The sequence below is a fragment of the Arthrobacter sp. J156 genome, from assembly GCF_056172865.1.
Map to the genome: position 1 here is coordinate 1,792,459 of NZ_CM149650.1, position 26,846 is coordinate 1,819,304.

Here is a 26,846-nt window from a genome sequence, read left to right on the forward strand (position 1 = left end):
GGGTCATCGGCCCGGGCTCCCTCTGCGTTGTCGTCGGCCGCGCCGGGCCGCTAGACCTGCGCGTTCTCGCTCGCGCTGTACCCGGCGTGGCCGTTGCCGTTCGCGGTCCCGTTCGCGTGGCCGTTGCTCAGCATGGCGGTCAGGTGGGCGCGCGTGCGGGCCCCGAGCTTGCGGTAGACCTTGGTCAGCCGCACCTCCACGGTCCGCAGGGAGACGAACAGCTCGGCCGCGATCTCCTTGTTCCGCCGGCCCTGGATGACGCGTTCGACGACGGCGCGCTCGTCCGCGCTCAGCTGGGCCATGAGCGGATGCTGGATCGGATCCCCGCCCGCGGCCCCGTCGAGCGTGAGGTGCTCGGCCCACGTCGTCGCCCCGACCTCGCGGTAGAGCGTCTTGGCCGTGCGCAGGGTCTCGTGCGCCTGGTCCACCTGGCCGTACTCGTGCAGGCGGCGCGCGTAGGCGGCCATGAGGGGGGCCAGCTCGTACTGGTTCTGCCGCTGGGACCCCGTGCGGACGGCCTGCGCGTAGACGTCGAGCGAATCCTGGCCGCGCATCAAGGCAGCCCGGGAGCGGGCCAGCGCCATCCGCGACCACTTGGACGGGAACCGCGCCACCCGCTGCTGGAAGTCCCGGCAGCGCACGGCCGCCTCGGCCTCCTGGCCCGTGAGCACGAGGAGCTCGATGAGGCGCGGCTCGAGCCGCTTCAGCTCGGGGTTCTCGATGAACTCCGTCAGCGAGGCGGCGCGTAAGAGCTTGCGCACGGCTAGCTCGTAGTCGCCGGTCAGGGCCGCGAAGCCGCCCTCGATCGAGGACAGCCGGGCCACAAGCCACGCATGCGACTCGGGCGAGGCGACGGTGCGCAGCTTCACGGCGTAGGCCTCCGCGAGGTCGGACCGGTCCTTGGCGAACCAGTACCAGGTCATGTACAGCCATCGGTAGGGGCGCAGGACCTCGCTGTCGGTCATCGTCCCGATCAGCTCGATCGCGCTGAACGCGCCCGAGATGTTCCCGGCCCGCAGCTCGTTCTCGACACGGACGAACCGCGAGATGTCCATCCACAGCGTCTCGGCATGGTTGGGCGTCTCGACGAAGCGCGAGAGCACGGCCCGGCACTCGCCGTAGTGGCCGGCGTGGGTCAGCGCCACCGCCACCATGACCAGCGTCTGCGGCGGGACGTCACCCGGGTCGGCGTTCATGATCGACTCGTAGGCCCGCTCCGCCGCGCCCGCACGGCCCTGGAGCGCCTCGACGAGGCACGCGTTCCCGTCCTGCAGGTACCGCGAGGACGGCTCGGCCACGTCGAGGTAGCCCCGCGCCCCGGCCGCGGCTGCCAGCGCCTCGCTCGCCTCCCAGCGCACGGCGTGGAAGAGCGAGGCGAGGACCCAGGCATGGGCGCACTCGGCGGCCTCCGTCGGGCTCGCCGATCCGTCCTCGGCCACCCGCAGCGTGGACTGCAGCCCACGCTGCGGCGCCGTGAGGTTGAGCAGGAAACCGTACTCCATGCGCAGGGTCTCGAGCGCGATCGGGTGCTGCTCGTTTCCCGGCGAGCGCGAGACCACGTGCACGTAGCGCCGCACCCACGACAGCCGCCCCGTCAGTACGAGCGCGTGGCACACGTTGATCAGCGCGGCGGTCGCCTCGGGGTTGGCGAGTCGGCGCCGCAAGGCCAGTTCGATGAGCTCGAGCCCGGGGACGGGCCAGCCTTCGCGGATGAAGGACTCGGCCGCGCCGAGCAGCTCCACGGCCGTGGCCTGGCGCGCCCCGGCGAGCGTGCCGTGCCACAGCGTGAGGCGGTCGTCGAAGCCCTCGCACGCGGCAGCCAGCGCCTCGTGCGCCTCGCGGCGCTTCTGCGAGCCCTGTTCCCAGTACGCGTAGGACCTGATGGCCGGTTTCAGTTCGAGGTAGCTCCCGTTGACCTCAATCCAGCCGTCGTCGATGAGGTCGGAGACCAGGTCGACGGCGGCCGGGTCGGTGCGCATGAGCGCCTCCATGGGCGTCAGTTGCGCGGTCGCGAGCAGCTCCACGAACCGCCGGGCGCGCTCATCCAGGCGATCCAGCCCCTGGGCCGCGGCCCTCGTCGAGGCCGTGCCCATACGCAGCGGCAGGCGCATCGGGTCCCAGCCGTTGAGCTGGCGGGCGGGGAGCAGCTCGAGCGTCTCCCGCACGGCCCGCGGCACCCCCTCGGCATGTCCGACGACGGTGCGCAGCACCGCGGCCTGGGCGCCGGGCCCGGCGAGGTCCCCGGCCAGGGTGAGTGCCTCGTCGAAGTCGAGAGGACGCAGCTCACGGGCCGGCCACCCCGAGAGGGGGCCGCCTGCTTCGACCTCGGTGGCCGCGCAGATCAACGTGATCCCCGCGGCGTGGGCGCGCGTGGAGAGGTGCCCGAGGACCTCGAGGCTCGGGCGGTCCATCGCGTCGACGTCGTCGATCAGGACGACCCGGCGGATGGCCGTCTCGGGCTTGCAGAACGTGCCGACGAGCCGGGCGACCTGGAACGGGTCGTCGCCCGCCTCGCCCGTGGCCAGGGCGGATCCGACCTCGTCGGTCCCCTCGACGCCCGTGATCTCGAACGCGGCGAGGAGCGCGTGGACGCCCGAGAAGGACCGCCCGGTCTCGCTACCATTGACGAGGACGACGGCGGGGGCCGGGTCCAGGTCCGACTGCAGCTTGTCCATCACGGCCGTCTTGCCGATGCCCGGGGCGCCCGTGAGCAGCAGGACGGAACCCGTTGGCGCGGCCGTCAGCGACTTCAGTTCCTGGAGCAGCTCGGCGCGGCCCACGAGTTGCGACGGCTGCCGGTGGTCGGGAGCCAAGGACAGCGGAGTGCTGGACATCGGGACTAGCACGCGTCCTCCACTGGCGTAGTGCAGCCACCCGGCACAGCGACTTGCCGGTCGAGGCAGCCGTGAAGGCTGCCTAAATGAATATGGTTCAAGAAACCGGGACGCATGAAACTCCCCCCAAAAGAGATGTATGCATTTATGATCAACGCGCACCGGATTCCCCAACCCGGATACGGTTTCAAACGGTGGGCAGCGCGTTCGCCCAACAGAACCCCAACTCGCGCCGCCCGCACGTGCCGCTTCCAGTCTCAGACTGGCGCGGCCTTGCTTCGGTATTTATGCGATTGTATTGAATATTCGTTTCCTACTCAATGCGCCTGCCCATTCATGCGGAAAACCACAAAAGCACTTGTCAGAGGCAGATTACACGGCGCTCACCTTCGGGATCAACGGCCTCGACGGGATCCCACCCGCCATCGCCTACCTCTAGGAGAACACCAACACCTCCACTTCAGCACTCTTGGTGCGGGTTCCCAAGAAGGTTGAACCACAAAGTTTTCGTCAACAATGTGGGCACCCATGTGGGCAAAAGCCTTGATCCGGTCGGAATCTCCTGCTATCACGAGTCGAGCTACCACCTCGCCACCCCAGCGCGCACTACGCAACATGGTCGCCGGCCCCACCCCGCGCCCGGGATACGGGGCCCGGAAGGCGCGCATCCGGCGTCGTACTCCGCCCGTTCCCGACCTCGGCCGCGCCCCTAGCGCGCCGCGTCCGCCGGCGTGCGCCGCGCCCGCGTCAGCTCGGCACGGGCCGCGAGCTCCGCATCCGCCGGGTAGGCGACCTCCTCCAGCACCAGCGGATGGGGCGCGGCGAGGGTCGTCCTGGCATCGCGGATCCGCTGGCCGAGCCGCAGCGCGAGCCAGCCCGGCTCCTCACGGCCGTCCCCGACCCGCAGCACCGCCCCGACGAGCGTGCGCACCATGTTGTGGCAGAACGCGTCCGCCCGCAGGTGCGCCACGATGATGCCGTCCGCGCCGCGATCGAACCGGAACTCCTCGAGCGTGCGGATCGTCGTCGCACCCTCCCGCGGCTTGCAGAAGCTCAGGAAGTCGTGCCGCCCGTTGAGCGCCGCGGCCTCGGCGTTGAGCGCGTCGACGTCCAGGGCGGAGTCGAACCACAGCGTGTCGTTGCGCGTGAGCGGATCCCAGCGCCCGCCGCCGTCCGCGATCCGGTACGAATAGCGCCTCCACAGGGCCGAGAAGCGGGCATCGAACCCTGGCCCGGCGAGCGCGGCCGCGTGCACCACGACCTCGCTGCCGTAGCGGCCCATGACCCCGCGCAGGCGGCGCACGAGCGCGGTCTCCGGCGGGATGTCCTTGCCGCGCGGAAGCCCCGAGTACTCGTCCGGCGTGAGGTCGAAGTGCACGACCTGGCCGCGCGCGTGCACCCCCGCGTCCGTGCGGCCTGCGACCGTCGTGCGCACGGGCCGGCGGAAGAGCAGCGCGAGGGCCTCCTCGACGAGGCCCTGCACCGTGCGCCGACCGGGCTGCGTGGCCCAACCGGAGAACCCGGTGCCGTCGTAGGCCAGGTCCATGCGGATCCGTACGGTGGGGATCCCGGGAAGCGTCGGGGCTTCGGGGATTGTGGCGGCTTCAGGTGCCGCGGGGGCGGTGGCGGTCTCGGAGGCTTCGGGTTCCCGGGGGGCCTCCGCGCGAGCGTCCGGCCCGGCGGCCTCCTGACGCGCCGGGTTGCCGGCCGGGAGGGAGTTTTCCATGCGCACGATTCTAGGCGTAGGGACAGGGGCGGCCGCTCCCCACGCGCCGCAAGTGATTGGCCTCCCCGATCATCACGTCCTGGACGAAACCGTGACCGTTGGACGACGAATCGTCCAAGACCTGACGATCCATCGGCGGCGGCGCGCGGCGGCCCCACGCTCCGGGCGATGTTGCGGCGCACGGCCATCTCCGCGCTCCGGACCGCAGCTGTCCGAACCTCCCTTCCACATCCGTGACATGGGCGGATTCGTCCACACGGTGTTCAGGAAGCTCTTCACACCCATGTCGGAAGCGGATAGCGTGAACTGATTGCCCGGCGCACACAGCGCTGGCCGGAGGGGGGTCCGCGGTGCTGATGCGTCTCATCGCACTCCCCCGCGCGCGCCGGCACCGCGGGCTGCTGACCGTGTTCGGGGGGGCCGTGCTCCTAGCGACCGCCGCGTTGACGCTCGGCAGCGGGCACGCGGGGCTCGCGACGGGGCACGCCCTGCGCGCGCTGGCGGCCGGGCCGCAGGACTCGACGACGTACCTCGCGCTCCACTCGGGCGCGGCCTCCGACCGGCAGGCCTTCGACGCCCTCGTGGCCGCGCGGGGGCTCGAGGACGGGGTCGCGCGGTCGGACGCTTCCCTACTCACCGGCTTGGATCTCGCAGGCGACGCCGGGGCCGCCGCCCCGGGCGACGGCAGCACCGCTCCCGGTGCGGACGGCGAGGCCGGCGCGGGTAACACCGAAAACCCCGACGACGCCGGGGCCGCCACCGCGGAACGGCCGGCCATCGCCGTGGTCTCCTCGGAGGCCTTCACGCTCGAGGACGCGCCGCCCGTCGACTCCGATGAGTCGCCGGGCCCCGTGGTCCGGGTGGCCGTCGGAGCGTCCTCAGCCGAGGCGTACGGGCTGGGCCCTGGAAGGACCCTGCCCCTGGAGGGGAAGGACGGTGGACCCGCGGCGGTCCTGCTCGTCGCCTCCGTGCTGGACGACCCCGAACCGTCCGCCGCCGCCCTGCTCGCCCACCCGGCCGCAGCGCTCGACGGGCCCGTGCTGGTCCTCGCCGCCCCCGTCGACGCCGCCGCGCTCCTCGTGGACGCCGGCGCCTCGGAGCGCACGCTGCACGGGCTGGCCCTGGATCCGGACACCGTGGAGGCCGGCCAGTTGTCCCGCCTCGTCGCCGGGCTCGGCGGCCTCGCCGACGCCGCGGCGGCCGACCGAGCCGTGAACCGCTCCGGCGTCGTCGCGAGCGGCGCCCTGCCCGCGAGCTCGCCACCGCGGCCGCGGCCTCCCAGTCCGCGGGCGCGATCATCCCCGCGGCTGCCGTCCTCCTCGTCCTCGTCGCCGTCCTGGCCCTCGCGATGCTGGCCCGTCTGCTCGTCCGCTACCGCTCGCAGGAGGCGCTGCTGCTCGTCTCGCGCGGCACCGCACCGGGGCAGACCACCGCGCTCGCCGCCGCCGAGTCGGCCGTTCCCGCCGTCGCCGGCGCGCTCGCGGGTTGGGGCCTGGGCGCCGCGCTGCTGCCCGTCCTCGCCCGTTGGCGCACCGGCGCACCCGGAGGCTACGTGCCGCTGCTGGGAGAGGCGGCCGCGGTGACGTGGTGGGTTCCCGTCGCCGCGGCGGGCACCGGCGTCGTCCTCGCCACCGGCGCCGCCCTGCTGGCCGCCCTGCGCTCCCTGCCCGACACCGGCACCGCGCTGCGCCGCCTGGCCCCGGTCGGCTACGTGCTCGGCGTCCTCGGCGCCGGGGCGGCGGCCCTCAGCACGTGGCAGCTGCTCACGACCGGCTCGCCGCTGAACGCCGGCGCGGCCGGAGGGGCGAACCCCGTCGCCGCGCCCGCGCCCGCGCTGCTGATCGTGGGGCTCTGCCTCGCGGCGGTGGGCCTCGGCGCGGCGGCAGTGCGGCTCGCCGACCCGCTGCTCGGCCGGTTCCCCGGCATGCCGGCCGTCCTGGCGGGGCGGACGCTCGCGCGTTCGTTCGGCTACTTCGCCGTTCCTGCGCTGCTCGTGGCCTTGACCCTGTCCTCGGCCGCCTTCAGCGCCTCGTTCACTGCGACCGGCGGGGCCGCGCAGCATGCGGCCGGCCAGCTCGGAGGCGGCACGGTGCGGGCCGCGTTCCCCGGGCCCGGCACGGTGCGGCCGGGAGCGGGAATCGTGCCGCTCGCGCCCGTGTCGGAGGCCGGCGCAACGGCCTCACGGGTCTACTCGGCCGAACTGCGCACCGGGTCCGAGCGCTCCATGCTCTCGGCCGTCGACTCCACGGCGCTAGCCGGCCTGGTGGGCGCGGACCCGGGGATCTTCGACGCCGAGCGCGCCGCCGCCCTCCTCGGCGGTCCGGGCGTCCTCGGGAGCGCGGACCTGGGCGCGCCGTCCGACGGCTTCGACGGCGCCGACGGCTCCACAGGACGTCCCACCGGGACGACGGGCGGGTCCGGCACGGCCGGCGCGCCCGCCGACTGGCCCGAGCCCCTCGTGGTTCCGGAGGGCACGGACTCCATCCGGCTTGTGGCGCGGGCCGAGCGGGTCGCCTTCGAGGCCGACGTCTTCGAAGCGCCGAGCGAAGCCGAGCTGGCACAGATGACCCCCGCCGAGCAGAACGCGTTCCACGACATGATCCGGCGTCTGCGCGAGGCGGGGCAGGCCACGGGAACCGGACGGGCCCTGACCGCCACGGCCTGGATCGCGGATGCCGACGGCCAGTTGCACGCCATTCCCGCCACCGCGCCCGCCGCGCTGCCCGTCGTGGCCGGGACGGAGGCCGAACTCGAGATCGACTTCCCGCTCCCCGACGCCGCCAGGCAGCCGCTCCGGATCGCCGCCCTCGACCTCGACGCCGCCCCGCCGGACGGCAGCGCCCACCACGAGCTCCAGCTCCGCACGGTGGACTTCACGGGCGCGCCACACGGGGCCCCATTGGCGGCCGAAGACTTCATCGTCCCCGCGGGGGACTTCACCGGCGAGGGGCTCGCGGACGCGCAGCAGCAGGGACTCGACGCCGTCTACGACTTCGAATGGGCCGACGGACGCTTCACCCGGGCGAGGTTCATCGCGGCGCCCATCGCCGACGCCCCGGTCCCGGCCATCCTCTCCGCCGAGCTCGCGGGCCGGATCGGCACCCTGGGCGGGCCCCTCGGGGCCGCCGTCGGCGGGACGCGGCTCCAGCTCGACGTCGCCGGCACCGCGCCCGTGCTGCCCGGCCTCCCCACGGCGTCGGGAGTCCTCGTCGACTGGCCACGCCTGCAGGCCGCGTACCTTCACCACTCCCCCGTCCAGCCGCGGCCCAACCAGCTCTGGGCCTCCCCCGCCGACGGATCCGCCACGGCCGGCGCAGCCTCGGCCCCCGGCGAGCCCACCGGCGCCGCCGCAGGCACAGCCGCACCCCACGCCACGTCCGCAGAGCTTGGCCGGATCCTCGCCGCGCTCCCCGGTGCCGGGGCCGTCGACACCGCGGAGGCCGCCGCGCCGCAGCGCTTCACGAGCCCGGCCCGGGACGCGCTGTGGATCGGCTTCGCGGGCATCCTGCTGCTCGGCGGAACGGCCCTCGCGGCGGCGACGCTCGCGCTCGTCCACCACCGCCGCCGCGAGACCTCGATCCTGCGCGCCCTCGGCCTCTCCGCCGCGGCCCAGGTGCGCAGCCGCAGGCTGGAGCTCGCGCTGGTCGGAGGCACCGGCGTCGTCTGCGGAACCCTCGTGGGGCTCGGCACCGCGGCCCTCACGGCCACGCTCTTCGCCCGCTCCGCGCTCGTCGGCGCGCCCGCGGAAATGCCCGTGCCGTTCCTCGTGGACTGGCCCGTCCTGGCCGCCGCCGCGGCCGTCGAACTCGGCGCCGTCGCGACGTGCGTGTGGTGGTACGGGCGCGCCGTCGGCCGGCACGCCCGCAGCGGCGAGCTGGCGGTGGACTTCCGATGATGCTCGCCGCCCTGCTCCGCCGCCAGTTCGGCCGCCACCGCGGACCCACCGTCCTCCTGGCCGTGTTCGTGCTCATCGTCGCCGGACTGCTCGCCCTCTGGCCGCGCGCGATCCTGTCCATGCACACCGCCTCCCTGCAGCACGGCCTGGCCCAGCTCGGCCCCGGCGACCGCGCCCTCGTCGGCTCCTGGGCCGAACCCCGGCTGCCCGAGCGCACCGCGGCCTTCTCCCCCGAGTCCTTCCAGTCCCAGCTCGACGCCTACCGGGACCAGTTGCCACCCGAGCTGCGCGACGCCACGGGCGATCCCGCGTGGACCGCCGCGGCCACCGGCGTCCCCGTCGTCTCCGGGCTGCCGGACCGCGTCCGCTCGCTCACCCTGGACCTCACCCTGGCCCCGTCGGCCGCCGGGGCCCTCGAGGTCGTCGACGGCCGCCTGCCCGCCGAGCCGCGCCGTGGCGACGACGCCGCCCCGGTCGAGGTGATGCTGCCCGCCACGGCCGCCGAGACCGCGCAGTGGGAGGTCGGCGAGGAGAGGCTCGTTCCGCAGGCGCCCCAGGTCTTCGGCGAGACCGGCGAGCGCCCGCCGCAACGGCCGCTGGTCCTCGCCGGCACGTACCGCCCCGCGGACCCCGGCGCCGTCCTGTGGAGCCTCGACACCGCCCTGGCCGAACCCGCGCTCGCCTTCGATCCCGACCTCGGCTGGGACGTCGACACCGGCGCTCTCGTCCACCCTGACGTCCTGCTCCGGCCCTTCGCCACGGCCAACGCGTCGGTCACCGTGAGGCAGTGGATGCCACTCGACGCCTCCCGCGTCCACACGGGCAACGCCGCCGCGCTCGAGCAGCAACTGCGCGGCCTCGGCGCAGCCCCCATGGCGCTCGAGAGCGACGCGGGCAGGCATCTGATCCCGTTCACCTCGCGCGCGCAGGACGCCGTCTCGGAGGCCACGCGCATCACCGCGACCACGCAGCAGGCCCTCGCGCTCCTGGCCTCGGGGCCGCTCGGCGTGTCCCTGGCCGCTGCCGCGCTGGCCGTGCGCCTGGTCCTCGGCCGGCGCCGCACGGCCCTGGCGCTCGTCGCCTCCCGCGGTGCCTCCGGGCCCCAGCTGCGCGCCATCCTCGCACTCGAGGGACTCGCCTACGGACTGCCGGCCGCCGCGCTCGGGGCCGCGGCCGCCGTCGTCCTCGTCCCCTCCACCGTTCCCGGCACGCTCATCGGCCCCGGCCAGCTGTGGCTCCCACTCGCCGCCGGCCTCACCCCCGCGGCCCTGTTCTGCCTCACCCACATCCCCACCGGGCTGCGCCACGGCGACGACGGCGACGGCACGGGCCCGTCCGCCCGGCTCCGCGCCGCGCTCGAAGGGCTCGTCGTGCTCGCGGCCGCGGCCGCCGTCGTCCTGCTCTACCAGCGCGGCGCGAGCGGGCCAACGGGTGCCGGGGACGACGCCGGGGCTGCCGCCGGCCTCGGGGTCGACCCCCTGCTCGCGGCGACGCCGCTGCTGCTTGGGCTCGCCCTGACCGTGGTGGTGCTGCGGCTGTACCCCGTGGTGCTGCGGCGCTGGGCCGTCCGCGGGCGGGCCTCCACGGGCCTGATCGGCTTCCTCGGGCCCGAGCGCGGGCTGCGGGCCCCCGGGGCGACGGTCGTTCCCCTGCTCGCGCTCGTCGTGGGTGTCTCCGTCCTCGTGTTCTCCGGGCTGCTGCTCGCGACCGTCCGGGACGGGATCGCCGAGACCGCGCGGGCCGAGGTCGGGGCGGACGTGAAGTACCGCGGCACGCCCCTGGACCCGGACCAGGTCCGCGCCCTGCGCGGCATCGAGGGGGTGCAGGCGCTCGCGGTGGTCTCCGACGTCGGCGCCCGCGCCGTCGACCTGCCCGGCGCCCGGCGCAACTACCGCTTCCTCGCCGCCGACACGCGGGCCCTCGCCGAGGTCCAGGCGGGCTTCCCCGGCGCCATCGGCGCCGAGCGCCTGTCCCGGCTCTTCCCCGACGGCACGGTCGGCGGAGTGGACGACGCCGGGACCGCCGGCGCGGAGGGGGCCTCCGACGAGGACGCGGACCTCGCGACGCGGCCGGTCCCGGTGCTGCTCTCCGACCGCTTCGACGGAGCGCTGAGCGGCGAGGGGACCGTGCGCTTCGACCGCTACTACCCGGCCGTGCTCGTCGGGACGGGACCGCAGGACGCGGGGATCGTGCCCGCCGTGGACTGGGCGATGGTCGACGTCGCCAACTACAACGCCGTCCGCGGCAGCCAGACGCGGCCCTCGATCGTGTACTTCCGGCTCGACCCGGCAGCCGACCGGGCCGAGGTCCTCGCCGCGATCCGCGATGCCGTGCCCGGGTCCTCCGTGCTGGCCACCCCGGACGGCGAGGCCGCGAGGATCCTGGACCAACCCGCCGTCACGGGCCTGAGCGCGGGGCTGTGGGCGATCGTCGGCGTCGTCGCCCTGCTGGCACTGCTGACCCTCGTGCTCACCGCGCTCGTGACCGGGCCGGCACGGAACCAGCTCGTCGCGCTGCTGCGCACGCTCGGCATGCCGGCCACGCAGGATCCACGGCTTGTGCTCTGGGAGCTGGTCCCGCCGTCGTTGGCCGCACTCGCCTCAGGTGCCGTCGGCGGGGCGGCGCTCACCGCCGTCGTCCTCCCCCGGCTCGACCTGCAGGGCTACACCCGGGGCGCGGGACCGCCGGCACTGAGCGTGGACCCGTGGCTCATGCTGGGGTTCCTGGGGTTGTTCGCGGTGGTGCTGGGCGCCTCGCTCGCGGCCGCGTTGTGGGCGGCGCGGCGGCAGCAGCTGGCGACCGTGTTGAGGATCGGACAGGGGTAGGACGATGCAGCAGAGCAGCAGAAGCACGCACGAAGCGGGCCGCGAGGGCGTGCCGGTGGGCGGACGGCCCACGCAGGGCGGCACGCCGGTCGACGGCGGCACCGCGCCCGCGGCGCTGGGGCCGGGGCGTGGACAGCCGACCGGCTCCGCGCAGCCGGTCATCGTGTGCGAGGACGTCGTGCGGATCTTCAGCGGCGACGGCTTCGAGGTGCAGGCGCTGCAGGGGCTGAACCTGCGCGTCGAGGAGGGCGAGATGACGGCGATCATCGGGGCCTCGGGCTCGGGGAAGTCCACGCTGCTGACCATCCTCTCCGGCCTCGACCTGCCCACGGCCGGCACGGCGCGCGTCGCCGGCGTGGACCTGCTGACGCTGCGCGGCGCCGAACGCGTGCGCTACCGGCGCGAGACCGTGGGCTTCGTCTGGCAGCAGACGCCGCGTAACCTCCTGCCCTACCTGAGCGCGCGGGAGAACGTCATGCTGCCGATGTCGATCGGGCGCCGGCGCGAGGCGCGCGAACGGGCCGGCTACCTGCTCGAGACCGTGGGGCTCGGAGACCTCGGGGCCCGGCTGCCCTCGGAGCTCTCCGGCGGGCAGCAGCAACGCGTGGCGCTCGCGGTCTCGATCGCGAACAACCCGCGCGTGGTCCTGGCCGACGAGCCGACGGGCGAGCTGGACGAGCGCACGAGCGCCGAGGTGCTGGAGGCCATGCGGGCGGTGAACGAGGAGCTCGGGACCACGACCCTGATCGTCACGCACGACCCCACGGTGTCCGAGCACGTGCGCCGCACCATCCAGATCCGCGACGGCCGCTGTTCCACCGAGACCCTGCGCCGCACCCACACGACCGAGGCCGGCCACGAGCACCAGATCGCCGAGGAGTTCGCCGTGATCGACAAGGTCGGACGGCTGCAGCTGCCCGAGGAGTTCATGGATGCCCTCGACATGCGCGAGAGGGTCCGGCTGGGCCTCCAGGACGACCACGTCCAGGTCTCCCCCGGCCACGCCCCGCCGCCTGCGGCCGCTTCGGCCACAGGCAACTCGGAGTCCCCGACCGCGGAGGATCCCCCCGGGGACGCCGCTCCGGATCCCGGCCCCGACCCGGGGCGTGCCGGGAGCGGTGGTGGGGCCCCGGCGTCGTCCTCCCCGGACCAGGAAGGGACGCCGGCCGGGGACTCCGACGCGGCCTACCGCCGGCCGCGCGGCGCCCAACGCTACACGGGACGGGAGGAGCAGTCATGAGCGGTCCGGTGGCGCTGCGGGCCGAGGGACTGAACCGCAGCTACGGGAGCGGCGAGGCCGCGGTGCACGCCGTGCGCGACGTCGACCTCGCCGTGCACGCGGGCGAGCTCATGGTGGTGCGCGGACCGTCGGGCTCCGGCAAGACGACGCTGTTGAACTGCCTCGGCGGGCTCGACGCTCCGGACTCCGGGCGGGTGTGGCTGCGCGGCGGCGACGGGGCGGAGCGGGAGCTGACCGCGATGGACGAGCCCGGCCGCGTGGCGCTGAGGCAGCGGGACCTCGGCTTCATCTTCCAGTCGTTCGGACTGCTGCCGATCCTCACCGCGGCGGAGAACGTCGAGGTCCCGCTGCGGATCGCCCGGTGGGACGCGCCGGCGCGGCGCGAGCGGGTCGACGAGCTGCTGCGGCTCGTGGGGCTCGAGAAGCACCGGAACCAGCGGCCGTCGGAGCTCTCCGGCGGGCAGCAGCAGCGCGTCGGCACGGCCCGGGCACTGGCGAACCGGCCCGCGGTGATCATCGCCGACGAGCCGACCGGCCAGCTGGATTCGCGGACCGCCGCGACCATCATGGACCTGCTCGGGACGCTCGTGCGCGAGCAGGGCGTCGCGGCGGTCGTCTCCACGCACGATCCGCTCATGATCCAACGCGCCGACACCGTCCTGGAGCTCCACGACGGCCGCATCACGGCCTGACCTCCGCGCACACTGCGCCCACCCGCCGCACGGGCGTTCCGGTGTGCGGGCGTGCGAGGATGGCCGCATGCACTGCGAGAGACTCGGTCCGTCCGACGCCCCAGCCGTCGTCCTGCTGCACGGCGGAGGAATGGCCGGCTGGATGTGGCGGCCCGTCGCCCAGCGGCTCGCCACGAGCCACCACGTCCTGGTCCCCGACCTGCCCGGACACGGACGCAGCGCGGACGCTCCCTACACGACCCACGACGATGCCCTGGCACTCCTGCGCGATCTCCTGGGCGCACTCCCGGTCGACGGTCCGCGGGCCACCGCGCGTCGGGGGGCCGTCGTCGTCGGCTTCTCGCTCGGCGCGCAGCTCGCCGTCGCGCTGGCCTCCACGTCCCCGGAGCTCGTGCGCGGAGTCATGGCCGTGAGCGCGCAGGCCGAGCCCATGCCCGGACCCCTGGCCGCGTCGACGCTGGGACTGCTGGCCCTCGCCTCCCCGCTCGCGCGCTACGCCTGGTTCGCCCGCGCCCAGGCCCGTGAGCTCCACGTTCCCGACGAGCTGCTGCCCGAGTACCTGGCGACCTCCCGCGGCATCAGCCGCACGACCTTGGTCAACGCGGTCCGCGAGAACCTGCGCTTCGAGCCCCCGGCAGGTTGGCGGCGCTACCCGGGCCCCGCCGTCGTCATGGCCGGCGCCCGCGAGCGCGCCCTGATGCTCCGCTCCGCCGCCGCCCTGCGCCGCGCCCTGCCGGGATGCGTCCAGGAGACGGTGCCCGACGCCGGACACGGACTCCCGCTGCAGCGTCCCGGATGGCTCGCGGGGCGCATCGAAGAGCTCTCGGTCTCGGCCTCCTGAGCCCTGGTTTTCCCGGACGGCGGTCACCCAGGCTCCAACGCGCTCAAGGGCCCGCCTGCTCGAGGACCCAGGGCAGGCGGTGCGCCCACCGTCCGAAGTCCCCCGCAGGGCGTGGCACGGGCGAAGCGTTCGGGAGCCTCCGGAGCCTCCGGGAGCGGGGAGGGTGCCCGGGAACGGCAGGAGGCCCGCCTCCCCTGACGGGGTGGCGGGCCTCCTGGACGCTGTGCCTGTCGGCGGCTCAGAGGGTCGGGGCCTAGGCCTCGTCCTTCTTCTCCTCGACGGTCTCCTCAGCGGCCTCGGCCGGAGCCTCGGTCTCCTCGGCGGCGGCCTCGGTCTCGACGACCTCGGTCTCCTCGACCTGCGGCTCCTCGACGGGGGCGGCCTGCTCGGCGGCCTTCTCGGCCTCCTTCACGACGGCCTGCTTCGGGGACACCGGTTCCAGCACCAGCTCGATGACGGCCATGGGGGCGTTGTCGCCCTTGCGGTTGCCGATCTTGGTGATGCGGGTGTAGCCGCCGTCGCGGTTGGCCATGAGCGGCGCGATGTTCTCGAACAGCTCGTGGACGATGCCCTTGTTGGTGCGGCTGCGGGACGCGATCGCGGCCTGCACGCGGCGGCGCGAGGACAGGTCGCCGCGCTTGGCGAAGGTCACCAGGCGCTCGGCGTACGGGCGCAGGCGCTTGGCCTTGGTCACCGTCGTGGTGATGCGCTTGTGCTCGAACAGCTGGGCGGCCAGGTTGGCCAGCATCAGACGCTCGTGGGCAGGACCGCCTCCGAGGCGCGGACCCTTGGATGGGGTAGGCATTGTTGTTATCTCCTCATATGGTGCCCGCGGCTCCGCGCCGTCTCGGCGGGGATGCAGCAGGCAAAGTACTGGTTGTGAAGGCGGCCCTAGGCCTCGTCGTCACTGAAGTCGACGTCGTCCTCATCGATCGCGGCGGCACGAGCGGCGAGGTCGAACCCTGGAGGGGAATCCTTCAGGGACAGGCCCAGCTCGATGAGCTTCGCCTTGACCTCGTCGATGGACTTGGCACCGAAGTTGCGGATGTCCATCAGATCGGCCTCGGAACGGGCCACGAGCTCGCCCACCGTGTGGATGCCCTCGCGCTTGAGGCAGTTGTACGAGCGCACCGTCAGGTCGAGGTCCTCGATCGGCAGCGCCATGTCGGCGGCGAGAGCGGCATCCGTCGGGGACGGGCCGATCTCGATGCCCTCGGCGGCGGCGTTGAGCTCGCGGGCCAGGCCGAACAGCTCCACCAGGGTGGTGCCGGCCGAGGCGACGGCGTCGCGCGGAAGGATCGAGTCCTTGGTCTCGACGTCGACGATCAGCTTGTCGAAGTCGGTCCGCTGCTCGACGCGGGTGGCCTCCACGCGGAAGGTCACCTTCAGCACAGGCGAGTAGATCGAGTCGACCGGGATGCGGCCGATCTCTGCATCGACGCTCTTGTTCTGCGACGCCGAGACGTAGCCGCGGCCGCGCTCGATCGTCAGCTCCATGTCGAACTTGCCCTTCGCGTTCAGCGTCGCGATGTGCAGGTCCGGGTTGTGGAACTCGACGCCGGCCGGCGGGGTGATGTCCGCGGCCGTGACGACGCCGGGGCCCTGCTTGCGCAGGTACGCCACGACGGGCTCGTCGTGCTCGGAGGACACGGCGAGGTTCTTGATGTTCAGGATCAGTTCGGTGACGTCTTCCTTCACACCCTGAACGGTGGTGAACTCGTGCAGCACGCCGTCGATCCGGACGCTGGTGACAGCAGCACCAGGGATGGAGGACAGCAGCGTGCGGCGCAGCGAGTTGCCCAGGGTGTAGCCGAAGCCCGGCTCCAGCGGCTCGATGATGAACCGCGAACGGTTGTCCGCTACTACTTCTTCGGTGAGGGTGGGGCGCTGTGCAATAAGCACTTACATTTCCTTTCAGCGAGCATCCGCTATATGACGCAACACATGTGGGTGGAAACGACGTCTGCCGCTCGGGCGTCCGTCTGGATCAGGCGAGAGGACCGCGCGGGGCGCGCCCCGCCGTCGTACCCCCGGGGGGAGGACGACGGCGGGGCGTACCGCGCGTGCCTCAACTAGACGCGGCGGCGCTTCGGCGGGCGGCAGCCATTGTGAGCGCTCGGGGACACGTCCTGGATGGACCCGACCTCGAGGCCGGCGGCCTGGAGCGAGCGGATGGCGGTCTCGCGGCCGGAGCCCGGACCCTTCACGAAGACGTCGACCTTCTTCATGCCGTGCTCCTGCGCGCGCTTGGCGGCGGATTCGGCGGCCATCTGGGCGGCGTACGGGGTGGACTTGCGGGAGCCCTTGAACCCGACCTCGCCGGCCGAGGCCCAGGAGATCACGGCACCGGTCGGGTCCGTGATGGACACGATGGTGTTGTTGAACGTGCTCTTGATGTGCGCCTGACCCAGCGCGATGTTCTTCTTGTCCTTGCGACGCGGCTTACGCACCGCTCCACGAGTCTTTGGGGGCATTGCTAACTCCTACGAATTGGGTGTGTGGGGATCCGCTTAGCGGGTCTTCTTCTTACCGGCGACGGTGCGCTTCGGGCCCTTGCGGGTACGAGCGTTGGTCTTGGTGCGCTGACCGCGGACCGGCAGGCCCTTGCGGTGGCGGATGCCCTCGTAGGAGCCGATCTCCACCTTGCGGCGGATGTCGGCCGCCACCTCGCGGCGGAGGTCGCCCTCAACCTTGAAGTTGCCCTCGATGTAGTCGCGCAGCTGCAGCAGCTGCTCGTCCGTGAGGTCCTTGACGCGGATGTCCGGGGAGATTCCGGTTTCGGCGATGGTCTGTTCTGCACGGGTCTTGCCCACGCCGTAGATGTAGGTAAGCGCGATGATCACGCGCTTTTCGCGCGGGATGTCTACGCCAGCGAGACGAGCCATAGTGGTTGTCTTCCTTCGGTGTTTCGCGGAGGTGTGGAGCAGCACCACCCTGTCTCCAGGTCCCCGGCCTCCGTGCCGGGGGTGTGCGTCCCGCGTAGTGGACGCTGTGCTGCCGTATTTACTAACTACGCGCAGGCCTGGTTTCCCGTGCGGGAAACTAGCCCTGGCGCTGCTTGTGGCGTGGGTTTTCGCAGATCACCATGACCCGGCCGTTGCGGCGGATCACCTTGCACTTTTCGCAGATCGGCTTCACGCTAGGGTTGACCTTCAAGGTTCTTTCCTTTGCGGTTGCTGTTGATGTGGAGCAGTAGGCGTCGAGGCCCTCCCTCGCGGGCGGGCTCCGGGTCTACTTGTAGCGGTAGACGATTCGGCCGCGGTTGAGGTCGTACGGGCTGAGTTCAACCACCACGCGGTCCTCGGGGAGGATCCGAATGTAGTGCTGACGCATCTTGCCCGAGATAGTGGCAAGGACCACGTGTCCGTTGGGAAGCTCAACGCGGAACATCGCATTGGGCAGTGCCTCCGACACGGTGCCTTCTACCTCGATGACACCCTCTTTCTTGGCCATATCCTCCGCTAACGTTTGTGCCGGTCGCTTGCGCTTCCGACGTGTATGTTTTTTGCTTGTTTCCAGCATCCGCCGCACCCGTGGACAGGTCCCGGGTTTTTGGGCATAGGCATAGAGACAACCAACAAACAAGCCTACCCGCTTGGGGTCGATAAGGCGAATCGCCGCGTGGCGGCGTCCAACACACCGGCGCGTCGCGATCCTCCCGTCGGCGGCGTCGGGGAAGATGTCGCTCCGCGCGAGGTATTCCCGCACTTTCCCCGACCCCACGGGGAGGGTCGCGCGTGAAGGCTGGGTGCGCGGCCAGGTGACGGGAGCGGCGCGCGTGTCAGGGCCGCCGGTGCCGGGGCGAGCGTTGGCTTCGGGTTCATCGACTCGTCACCTGCCGACCCGCGCCGTTCCACCCGCCGTGCAACGGTGGTCGGCGTGAATCCGGAATCCACCCCCTCGTCGACCGCGCCGCCCGCGACCGCGACCACGCCCGGCCCCACCGGCCCCGTGCGCGCCGCCGGGCCCGCGCCCACCACCGCCGCGGAACACGCCGCCACCGCGCGTACCGCCCGCCCACACGCCACCCACGCACGAGCCACGGCCGCTCCTTCCGCCGCGCCCGCACGCGTCGCGCCGCCCGGCCCCGACGCGCCGGAGGCCCCGGGCGGGAGGCGGGGCCCCGGCGTCGTACGCCATCCGGCCAACCCGCGCCCGAGCGGGACCCGCGGCACCCGCCGCAGCGCGCGCAGCCGCCGCGACTTCTGGATCTTCCTGGCGTTCGCAGCCCCGAACCTGCTGCTGATCGCCGTGTTCACCTACCGGCCGCTGCTGGCGAACCTGCAGTACTCGACCCTGAACTGGACGCTCGGCTCCCCCACGGCGACGGTCGCCGGGCTCGACAACTACCGCCGCTTCCTCACGGGACCCGACGCCGCCGATGTCCTCGGCACCACGGCCGTCTTCACGCTGTGGACGGTCGGCGGCTCCATGGCGCTCGGCCTGCTCGTCGCGTTCGCCCTGAACCGCGGCCTGCGCGGCACCACCCTCACGCGCGCGGCGGTGTTCGCCCCGTACGTCCTTTCCGGCGTGGGTGTCGGCCTGGTGTGGCTGTTCATCTTCGACCCGGTCTACGGCGTCCTGTCCTGGGTCCTGCGCTCGTTCGGGCAGGCGAGCCCGCAGTGGATCAACAACCCGGACCTCGCGCTGGTCATGGTGATCATCGTCTACGTGTGGAAGAACCTGGGGTACTGCGCGGTCGTGTACCTGGCCGGGCTGCAGTCGCTCAACAAGGACGTGCTCGAGGCGGCCTCGCTCGACGGTGCCGGGACGCTGCGGCAGTTCTGGTCCATCAAGCTGCCGCTGCTCTCGCCCACGACGTTCTTCCTGACCATCACGTGCCTCATCTCCTCCCTGCAGGCGTTCGACCTGATCCGCATCATGACCCCGCTCGGCCAGGGCACCTCCACGCTCGTGTACGAGGCCTACCTCCAGGCCTTCGGCACCTACAACCAGGCCGGCTACTCCGCGGCGATCTCCACGATCCTGTTCGTGATCCTCCTAGTCATCACCCTGGTCCAGCTCCGCTTCGTCGAAAGGAAGGTGCACTACGCATGAGCACCGTCGAGACCTCCCCTCCCGGCCGCCCTTCCGGGTACGACGCCGAACCCGCCTCCCCCGGACCGCGCCGCACGCGCCGGGGTGCGGCGCGGGACGGCCGCGGCGCCGGGCTCCGCGGAGGCGGTGGCCCGGGTGGCCGTGGCCGGGCGCTCTCCGGACGGGGCGCTGCGGCCGGCGGCGGGAACATCTGGTCGACCGCGCTCGGCGGGTACCTTCCCCTCGCCGTGACGCTGCTCGCCGTCTTCCTGCCGCTGGCCTGGATGATGCTCTCCTCGCTCAAGCTGCCGCCGGAGATCATCACGACGCAGTTGAGCATCCTGCCGAAGGACCCCACTCTGGACAACTACGCGACGGCCATGAGCTCGGTGCCGTTCGGGCGGTTCTTCCTGAATTCGACGATCGTGACGTTCGTCGGCGCGGCGATCAAGGTGGCGCTCGCGATCCTGACCGCCTACGCGCTGGTGTTCGTGCGCTTCCCCTTCAAGAACACGGTGTTCGTGCTGGTGCTCGTGGCGCTCATGGTGCCGCCGCAGGTCTCGATCCTGCCGAACTACCTGCTCATCAGCGACCTCGGCGGGCGGAATACCCTGTGGGGAATCATCCTGCCCGGGCTGGGGACCGCGTTCGGCACGTTCCTGCTGCGCCAGCACTTCAAGACGCTGCCGTACTCGATCCTCGAGGCAGCCGAGATCGACGGAGCGAACCACTGGGCGCGCTTGTGGCGGGTGGTCGTTCCCGTGTCGGGGCCGTCGATCGCGACCGTCGCGCTCGTGACGATCGTGTCCGAGTGGAACGAGTACATCTGGCCGCTCATCATCGTCGACCACCCGGAGAAGATGACCCTCCCCGTCGGCCTGACGCTCCTGCAGAACTCCGAGGGCAACTCGCAGTGGGGCGTGCTCATGGCCGGCGCGGTCCTGGTGATCCTGCCCGTGCTGCTGGTGTTCGCGCTGCTGCAGCGGCACATCGTCGCGGGGCTCACGCAGGGATCCGTCACGGGCTGACGGCCCGGCCCGCCCATCCGAGGAGGCGAGGACCGAAGCGGACGGCGGCCCCGGCGTCGTCCTCCCCCGACCGATCACCGCAGGTCGGCGGGGGGTTACCCGCGGTTCACCTGCCGGCCAAGCGCCGCTGGGAGGCTCGGGACGTTCCCGTTCCCCGGCGCGCCAGCCGCCGGCAGACCACCACTCGAAAGGGCCCTCATGAGCCGCCTCCACCTCCCCGCCACAGCACTCGACCGCCGCCGCTTCCTGGGGCTCGCGGCGCTCGGCGGATCCGCCTTCGCCCTCGCCGCATGCGGTGGTCCCTCCACCGCCGGTACGGGCGACGCCGCCGCCGAGGACGCGATCGACTATTCGGGCGTCACGCCGGCCTCCACGATCGACTTCTGGTCCACGCACCCCGGCCAGTCGCAGGCGGTGGAGAAGGAGCTGATCGCCAAGTTCGAGGCCGCCCACCCGGAGATCAAGGTCAACCTGGTCACGGCCGGCGCGAACTACGAGGAGATCGCGCAGAAGTTCCAGTCCACGCTCGCCTCGAAGTCGGGGCTGCCGGCCGTCGTCGTCCTGTCCGATGTCTGGTGGTTCCGCTACTACATGGACCGCACGATCGCCCCGCTCGACCCGCTGATCGCCCAGCTCGACTGGGACCTGGGCGACTACCAGGACTCGCTCGTCGCCGACTACCAGTACGACGGCGCCCAGTGGGCCATGCCGTACGGCCGTTCCACCCCGCTGTTCTACTACAACAAGGACCACTTCAAGGCCGCCGGCCTCGAGGACCGGGCGCCGGCGACGTGGGCCGAGTTCGAGGAATGGGCGCCGCGGATCGCCGAGGCCAACGCCTCAGCGCCCGGATACCTGACGCCCTTCACCTACCCCGAGCTGGCCGGCTACGCCGCCTGGACCATGCAGAACAACCTGTGGGGCAACGGCGCGGCATGGTCCGACGGGTTCGAGATCACGTGCGACTCCGACGAGGCGGTGGCCGCGTTCCAGTGGATGCAGGACTCCGTCTACGGCGACGCGAAGTGGGCCGGCGTCTCCTCCACCGACGCCGCCGCCGATTTCGCCTCGGGTGCCGTGTCCTCCACGATCGTCTCCACGGGATCGCTCGTGGGCATCCTCGGCAACGCCCAGTTCGACGTCGGCGTGGGCTTCCTGCCCGGCGGCAGCGTCGACGGCCCCGTCTGCCCGACGGGCGGCGCTGGCCTCGGCATCCCGTCCGGCGTGAGCCCCGAGGAACAGCTCGCCGCGGCGATGTTCATCAAGTTCGTCGGGGAGCCGGAGAACACGGCCGCGTTCTCCGCCGCCACCGGCTACATGCCGAACCGGAAGTCCGCGGACATGTCGGCCGTCCTCGCCGAGAAGCCCCAGATCCAGACGGCCATGGACCAGCTCGTGCAGACCCGCACGCAGGACTTCGCCCGCGTCTTCCTGCCCGGTGCCGACCAGGAGATGGCGAAGACGGCCGCGGCGATCCTGACGCAGCAGAAGGACGTCAAGGAGTCGCTCGGCGCGTTGAAGTCGACGCTCGAGGGGATCTACGAGTCCCAGGTCAAGCCGAAGATCGACGCGTAGGGGGCGCCGCTTCCTCCCCCCTCCTAGCCACCCCCTCCTAGCCACCCCCCGGCGGTGTCGGGGAAGATGTCGTTCGGACGCGGGTATTCCCGCAGCGTCCCCGACGCCGCCGGGAGGGGTGGGCCCGGGAGAGGGCCCGAGAGCGGGTGGGCCCGGGAGGGGTTGGGTGCGGGCGGCCCCCGGGAGGGTTGGGGCCGGGTGGAGAGGACGACGCCGGACGGCCGGCTGGGTGCCCCGGCTCGCGCTTCCGGGGCCCACTCTCCCCCGGAAACCTGTGGACAACCCGATTTCGCCGGCGGTCTTCCGGCAGCATCGGAGGATGCGCCCTCCATCCCCCTTCCCGCCCGCCCTGCAGGACCGGGTCTTCACCCTGCGGCAGGCCCGCGAATCCGGCGTCACCCGAGGAAGGCTGCGCGCCCACGACGTCCGCCCGCTCCACCGGGGACTCTTCGCGCACGGGGCGGCACCGGCGTCGGAATCCGCGGTCGCGGCGGGGCTCTGCCTGCTCTACCCCGGAGCCATGGCCAGCCACGCGACCGCCGCGCGGATTCACAGGCTCTGGCTGCCCCAGGGGCTCGAGACCGGGACCGAGCTGCACTTGACCCGCTTCCGCGCCAAGCCCCTGGAGATCGGCGGCGTCACCACGCATCGGATGCGCTTCTCCGCTCTCGACGTCACGGAGACCGCCGCGCCCGGCGACGCGGGACTCGCTCGCCCGGCTGCTCGAGAGTCACCGGGGGTTCCCGTGGACGGCGCGCGCCCGGGAGGCCCTCGACCTCGTCCGCGTGGGGTCCGATTCGGCGATGGAGACGCGCTTGCGGCTCGCCCTGCTGGACGCCGGACTGCCGGAGCCGGAGCTGCAGATCCGCCTCGATCCCGGCGCGTGGGTCTCGCCCTCGTGCGATCTCGGCTACCGCTGGGCGCGCCTTGGGATCCAGTACGACGGCGCCCACCACCGGAACGCGGAGCAGCTGACCCGCGACAACCGGCGGGACCTGGCGTTCACGGCCGCCGGGTGGGAGTACCTCAAGTTCGACGCGTCGGATGGGAGAGACGGGTTCCGCCGGGCCGCGGCGTTGGTGCGCAGGGCCCTGGCCGCGGCGGCCTGAGCGGCGCCCTCGGTGGCTGCTCGCCCGGAACCTCGGCTGGGTCCTGACCCGGGGCCTCGCCCGCACCACGTGGCGTCGGGAAAGATGTCCCTTTGCGCCGCGGGCTTTCCCGCACTTTCCCCGACACCACGGGTGGGTGCGGACCGGGCGGATCGGTCGAATGGGTCGGGTCGCGGTCACCGAGTGGACCAGGTCAACGCCGCACCCGATACCGGACGTGGAGCACCCGGTTGCCCTGGATCACCTCCACGGGATCCTCCAGGAGGTGCTGTGCGTCGACGGATCCGAAGTAGCGCTTCCCCGACCCGAACACGACGGGCGCAATGTCCATGCGGATCTCGTCGACCAGGCCCGCGGCCAGCACTTGACCACCGACGTCGCCCGCAGCGACCTCGACGATACGCGCGCCCGCGAGCTCCTGGGCCCTGGCCACGGCCGCCTCGACGCCCGCGACGAAGTGGAACGGCGCCGCGTGATTCCAGCCCTCCGGCGGGCCCCGGTGCGTCACGACGACGACGTGGTCGACACCGGCCGGAGGCGTCCCGTCCCAACCGTCGGTCATGTCGAAGACGTGGCGGCCGGCAACGGTCGCCCCGATCCCGTCCCAGTACGGCCTGGTGTAGTCGTACGAGGTCTGAGATACCTTCAAGACCCCGCCGTCGTCCAATGACACGTCGCCATTCGTGAGCCAGTCGAACAAGGGCCCGGGCTGATCGTTCGCGTCGGCGATGAATCCGTCGACCGACACCGAGCCGTACATCACGACCTGGCCCATGGAGTGCTCCTCTGCGCTGGGATGCCCCTACCGTAGCGCGGGACGCCGGCCGCATCACGTGATGTCGGGGAAGATGTCCCTCCGCGACCGGCTTTCACGCACTTTCCCCGACGCCGCCGGGAGAGGTCGGGACCCGCGGCCTACAGCTTCTGCAGCGGCGACGGCTTCACGCCGAACGGCGCAAGCCCGGCCTCGCCGCCGTCGTGCGCGGAGAGCACCCAGATCCCGCCCAGATGGACGGCGACGGTGTGCTCCCACTGCGAGGCGCGCGCCCCGTCGTCGGTCACGACCGTCCACTCGTCCTGGAGCACGTGCGTCTCGATCGAGCCGCGCACGAGCATCGGCTCGATCGCGAAGCACATCCCCGGCTTGACACGGGGCCCGCGGTGGCCGGTGCGGTAGTTCAGCACATCCGGCGCCATGTGCATCTCGGAGCCGATCCCGTGTCCGACGTAGTCCTCGAGGATCCCGAGCGGCTCGCCCTCCTGCGCGGAGACGAAGTCATCGATCGCGTCGCCGATCTGTCCGACGAAGCGCGCCTCGGCCAGGGCCGCGATCCCCCGCCACATCGCCTCCTGCGTGACGTCGCTCAGCCGCTGATCGGCCGGATCCGCGGTCCCGACGATCACCGTCCGCGCGGAGTCGGAGTGCCAGCCTTCGACGATGCAGCCGCCGTCGATCTTCAGGACGTCGCCATCGGCCAGGACGTATCCGCCCGGGATCCCGTGGACGACCTCGTGGTTGACCGACGCGCAGATCGTCGCCGGGAAGCCGTGGTAGCCCTTGAAGTTGCTCTGCGCCCCGTGCCGCTTGAGCACGGCGGCGAAGACGGCGTCGATCTCGGCGGTCGTCGTGCCGACCTGGGCCGCGGCCTCCGCGGCATCGAGGGCCTCGGCCAGGACCAGGCCAGCCTCGCGCATCTTGAGGATCTGCGCGTTGGACTTGTATTCGATCTTCGGCTGGCCGAAAGCCATGGGTTTCCTTCCGTTGGTTCCGCTTCATTATCCCGTACGACGCCGAAGCCCCCGCCCGTGCGGGGCGGGGGCTTCGGTGGTGGCCGAGTCGGGCGACGCGGGGCGGCCCGACCCGCCCGCCGCTGGAGCGTCGTGGCCGCGGGCGGGGGTCTGCCGCGGGCCGGGTGGCTGTTGTGCCTGGTGCTAGTTGGCCGGCGTGAGGGCCGAGAGGATGCGGGCGGTCACGTCGTCGATGTCGCCGAGGCCGTCGACCTCCCGCACGATCCCGCGGTCGCGGTAGCGGTCCACGACGACTGCCGTCTCCGCGTGGTACAGGCCCAGGCGGTGGCGGATGACCTCTTCGTTGTCGTCGGCCCGCCCCTCGATCTCGGCGCGCTTGAGCAGGCGGGTGACCAGTTCGTCGTCGTCCGCCGTCAGCAGCAGCACGGCATCAAGCTGCTGGCCGTTCTCGGCGAGGATCCCGTCGAGCGCGTCGACCTGAGCCGAGGTGCGCGGGTAGCCGTCCAGGAGGAAGCCGGGCTCGACGTCGTCCTGGGACAGGCGGTCGCGCACCATGTCGTTGGTGACGGAGTCGGGAACGAAGTTCCCGGCGTCGATGTACTTCTTCGCCTCGACGCCGAGCGGGGTGCCGCCCTTGACGTTGGCGCGGAAGATGTCGCCGGTGGAGATCGCCACGACGCCGAGGTTCTGGGAAATGCGGGAGGCCTGGGTCCCCTTGCCGGATCCGGGCGGGCCAATGATGAGGAGTCGTGTCATCGCAGAAGTCCTTCGTAGTGTCGCTGCTGCATCTGGGCATTGATTTGCTTGACGGTCTCAAGACCCACACCGACCATGATGAGGACCGAGACACCGCCGAAGGGGAAGTTCTGGTCGGCGTTGATCAGGACGAACGCGATCAGCGGGGTGAGCGCGATCAGGCCGAGGTAGATCGAGCCGGGGAACGTGATGCGGCTGAGCACGTACTGCAGGTACTCGGCCGTGGGGCGGCCGGCACGGATGCCGGGGATGAAGCCGCCGTACTTCTTCATGTTGTCCGCGACCTCCACCGGGTTGAACGTGATGGAGACGTAGAAGTACGTGAAGAAGATCGTCAGGAGCAGGTAGACCACCATGTACAGCGGGCTGGAGCCGTTGAAGTAGGTCTGCATCCAGAGCGCCCAGTCCGGCAGCGAGCCGTCGGGACGCGCGTTGAACTGGACCAGCATGGACGGCAGCGCGAGCATCGAGGACGCGAAGATCACGGGGATCACGCCGGCCATGTTGACCTTGATCGGGATGTAGGTGGACGTCCCGCCGACGGTGCGGCGGCCCACCATGCGCTTGGCGTACTGGACGGGCACGCGGCGCTGGGACTGCTCGACGAACACGACGAGGGCGACGACGACGAGGCCGATCAGGATGACGCCGAAGAAGACGCCCCAGCCCTGGGTGTTCATGATGGCGCCCATGGAGGACGGGAAGCCGGCGGCGATGGACACGAAAATCATGAGCGACATGCCGTTGCCGATGCCGCGCTCCGTGACGAGCTCGCCGAACCACATGATCATCATGGTGCCGACGGTGAGCGTCAGGACCATGAGCAGGATGTTCACGATCGACTCGTCGGGGATGATCGGCAGCGGGCACTGGAAGAGCGTGCCGCTGCGGGCGAGCGAGACGAGCGTCGTGGCCTGCAGCAGCGCGAGCGCGACCGTGAGGTAGCGCGTGTACTGCGTCAGCTTGGACTGCCCGGCCGAGCCTTCCTTGTGCAGCTCCTCGAAGCGCGGGATCACCACGCGCAGCAGCTGCACGATGATCGACGCGGTGATGTAGGGCATGATGCCCATCGCGAAGATCGAGACCTGCAGGAGCGCGCCTCCGGAGAAGAGGTTCACGAACTCGTAGATGCCGCCCGTGGTGTTGCCGAGGGCGAGGCACTGCTGCACGTTGCCGTAGTCCACTCCGGGCGTGGGGATGAACACGCCGACGCGGTAGATCACGATGATGCCGAGCGTGAACAACAACTTGCGTCGCAAGTCAGGCGTCCGGAATACCCGGGCAATGGCGCTGAGCAAGCGTCCTCCTGAAAGATGTGGTTCCGGCGCGATGCCGGGAATGACGTGATGAGTCTACCGTTATTCTCCACGTGACCCGCGCCACCAGGGGCGAGGCCGCCAACCCCCTCCCGCGAGGTCGGGGAAAAGGCTGGAATACGCGGAGCGCCTTCCGGCATCTAGCCCGACGCCACCGGGGGGGCGCGGTCAGTGGGACCCGCGGAGACGTGGGCCCCGGATGCGGAAAGGCCCCCGGGGATCC

Annotated in this window: 21 protein-coding genes; 9 read left to right on the forward strand and 12 right to left on the reverse strand. The window is 72.0% G+C overall.

Annotated features, from left to right (window positions below):
- Nucleotides 1-50 precede the first annotated feature (50 nt).
- Nucleotides 51-2,834: a helix-turn-helix transcriptional regulator gene (locus AC0QR5_RS08140; RefSeq protein WP_329860529.1), complete on the reverse strand. Its 2,784-nt coding sequence runs from the start codon at nt 2,832-2,834 to the stop codon at nt 51-53.
- Nucleotides 2,835-3,543: 709 nt separating this feature from the next.
- Nucleotides 3,544-4,380: a tRNA pseudouridine synthase A gene (locus AC0QR5_RS08145; protein ID WP_329860689.1), complete on the reverse strand. Its 837-nt coding sequence runs from the start codon at nt 4,378-4,380 to the stop codon at nt 3,544-3,546.
- 1,528 nt (nt 4,381-5,908) lie between these two features.
- Between AC0QR5_RS08145 and AC0QR5_RS08150 the strand changes: the two genes are divergently transcribed.
- From AC0QR5_RS08150 to AC0QR5_RS08170, 5 genes are all read left to right on the forward strand, one after another.
- The gene (locus tag AC0QR5_RS08150) at nt 5,909-8,455 is read left to right on the forward strand and encodes an ABC transporter permease (protein WP_329860530.1); all 2,547 of its coding nucleotides are present in this window, start codon (nt 5,909-5,911) and stop codon (nt 8,453-8,455) included.
- Complete coding sequence (locus tag AC0QR5_RS08155) at nt 8,452-11,280, forward strand: FtsX-like permease family protein (RefSeq protein ID WP_329860531.1); 2,829 nt, start codon at nt 8,452-8,454, stop codon at nt 11,278-11,280. The genes AC0QR5_RS08150 and AC0QR5_RS08155 overlap by 4 nt, the downstream gene beginning before the upstream one ends.
- A gap of 115 nt (nt 11,281-11,395) precedes the next feature.
- On the forward strand, nt 11,396-12,520 hold the full coding sequence (locus AC0QR5_RS08160; protein ID WP_329860691.1) for an ABC transporter ATP-binding protein: 1,125 nt from the start codon (nt 11,396-11,398) through the stop codon (nt 12,518-12,520).
- Nucleotides 12,517-13,212: an ABC transporter ATP-binding protein gene (locus tag AC0QR5_RS08165; RefSeq protein ID WP_329860532.1), complete on the forward strand. Its 696-nt coding sequence runs from the start codon at nt 12,517-12,519 to the stop codon at nt 13,210-13,212. Before AC0QR5_RS08160 ends, AC0QR5_RS08165 begins: the two co-directional genes overlap by 4 nt.
- Nucleotides 13,213-13,279: 67 nt before the next feature.
- Nucleotides 13,280-14,053 (forward strand): alpha/beta fold hydrolase, encoded by a 774-nt coding sequence (locus AC0QR5_RS08170; RefSeq protein ID WP_329860534.1) that lies wholly within the window; start codon nt 13,280-13,282, stop codon nt 14,051-14,053.
- Nucleotides 14,054-14,306: 253 nt separating this feature from the next.
- Here AC0QR5_RS08170 and rplQ read toward each other — a convergent pair whose 3' ends face one another.
- The 6 genes from rplQ to infA all read right to left on the reverse strand — a co-directional run bounded on the left by rplQ (nt 14,307) and on the right by infA (nt 17,506).
- Nucleotides 14,307-14,858 (reverse strand): 50S ribosomal protein L17, encoded by a 552-nt coding sequence (gene rplQ / locus AC0QR5_RS08175; protein WP_329860535.1) that lies wholly within the window; start codon nt 14,856-14,858, stop codon nt 14,307-14,309.
- Between the two features lie 86 nt (nt 14,859-14,944).
- Nucleotides 14,945-15,955, reverse strand: a complete 1,011-nt coding sequence (locus AC0QR5_RS08180) for a DNA-directed RNA polymerase subunit alpha (protein ID WP_329860536.1) — start codon at nt 15,953-15,955, stop codon at nt 14,945-14,947.
- Nucleotides 15,956-16,125: 170 nt separating this feature from the next.
- Complete coding sequence (gene rpsK, locus AC0QR5_RS08185; RefSeq protein WP_329860537.1) at nt 16,126-16,527, reverse strand: 30S ribosomal protein S11; 402 nt, start codon at nt 16,525-16,527, stop codon at nt 16,126-16,128.
- A 36-nt stretch (nt 16,528-16,563) separates the two neighbouring features.
- The gene (rpsM, locus tag AC0QR5_RS08190) at nt 16,564-16,938 is read right to left on the reverse strand and encodes a 30S ribosomal protein S13 (protein WP_329860538.1); all 375 of its coding nucleotides are present in this window, start codon (nt 16,936-16,938) and stop codon (nt 16,564-16,566) included.
- A gap of 157 nt (nt 16,939-17,095) precedes the next feature.
- Nucleotides 17,096-17,209, reverse strand: coding sequence for a 50S ribosomal protein L36 (rpmJ, locus tag AC0QR5_RS08195; protein WP_030148013.1), 114 nt, complete (start codon nt 17,207-17,209; stop codon nt 17,096-17,098).
- Between the two features lie 75 nt (nt 17,210-17,284).
- The gene (infA, locus tag AC0QR5_RS08200; protein WP_068731548.1) at nt 17,285-17,506 is read right to left on the reverse strand and encodes a translation initiation factor IF-1; all 222 of its coding nucleotides are present in this window, start codon (nt 17,504-17,506) and stop codon (nt 17,285-17,287) included.
- Between the two features lie 756 nt (nt 17,507-18,262).
- On the opposite strand from infA, the gene AC0QR5_RS08205 reads away from it, so the two are divergent.
- From AC0QR5_RS08205 to AC0QR5_RS08220, 4 genes are all read left to right on the forward strand, one after another.
- Complete coding sequence (locus AC0QR5_RS08205; RefSeq protein WP_329860693.1) at nt 18,263-19,111, forward strand: carbohydrate ABC transporter permease; 849 nt, start codon at nt 18,263-18,265, stop codon at nt 19,109-19,111.
- Nucleotides 19,108-20,118 carry a carbohydrate ABC transporter permease gene (locus AC0QR5_RS08210; RefSeq protein ID WP_329860540.1) on the forward strand — a complete coding sequence of 337 codons (1,011 nt, stop codon included), beginning with the start codon at nt 19,108-19,110 and terminating at the stop codon, nt 20,116-20,118. Before AC0QR5_RS08205 ends, AC0QR5_RS08210 begins: the two co-directional genes overlap by 4 nt.
- Nucleotides 20,119-20,316: 198 nt before the next feature.
- Nucleotides 20,317-21,693 (forward strand): ABC transporter substrate-binding protein, encoded by a 1,377-nt coding sequence (locus AC0QR5_RS08215; RefSeq protein ID WP_329860541.1) that lies wholly within the window; start codon nt 20,317-20,319, stop codon nt 21,691-21,693.
- Nucleotides 21,694-22,496: 803 nt separating this feature from the next.
- Nucleotides 22,497-22,802: a hypothetical protein gene (locus AC0QR5_RS08220; RefSeq protein ID WP_329860542.1), complete on the forward strand. Its 306-nt coding sequence runs from the start codon at nt 22,497-22,499 to the stop codon at nt 22,800-22,802.
- 193 nt (nt 22,803-22,995) lie between these two features.
- Here AC0QR5_RS08220 and AC0QR5_RS08225 read toward each other — a convergent pair whose 3' ends face one another.
- The 4 genes from AC0QR5_RS08225 to secY form a co-directional block, all read right to left on the reverse strand.
- Nucleotides 22,996-23,577, reverse strand: a complete 582-nt coding sequence (locus tag AC0QR5_RS08225) for a dihydrofolate reductase family protein (RefSeq protein WP_329860543.1) — start codon at nt 23,575-23,577, stop codon at nt 22,996-22,998.
- A 140-nt stretch (nt 23,578-23,717) separates the two neighbouring features.
- Nucleotides 23,718-24,551: a type I methionyl aminopeptidase gene (gene map / locus AC0QR5_RS08230; RefSeq protein WP_329860544.1), complete on the reverse strand. Its 834-nt coding sequence runs from the start codon at nt 24,549-24,551 to the stop codon at nt 23,718-23,720.
- Between the two features lie 183 nt (nt 24,552-24,734).
- On the reverse strand, nt 24,735-25,307 hold the full coding sequence (locus tag AC0QR5_RS08235; RefSeq protein WP_329860545.1) for an adenylate kinase: 573 nt from the start codon (nt 25,305-25,307) through the stop codon (nt 24,735-24,737).
- Nucleotides 25,304-26,605: a preprotein translocase subunit SecY gene (gene secY / locus AC0QR5_RS08240; RefSeq protein WP_329860546.1), complete on the reverse strand. Its 1,302-nt coding sequence runs from the start codon at nt 26,603-26,605 to the stop codon at nt 25,304-25,306. Before secY ends, AC0QR5_RS08235 begins: the two co-directional genes overlap by 4 nt.
- Nucleotides 26,606-26,846 lie beyond the last annotated feature (241 nt).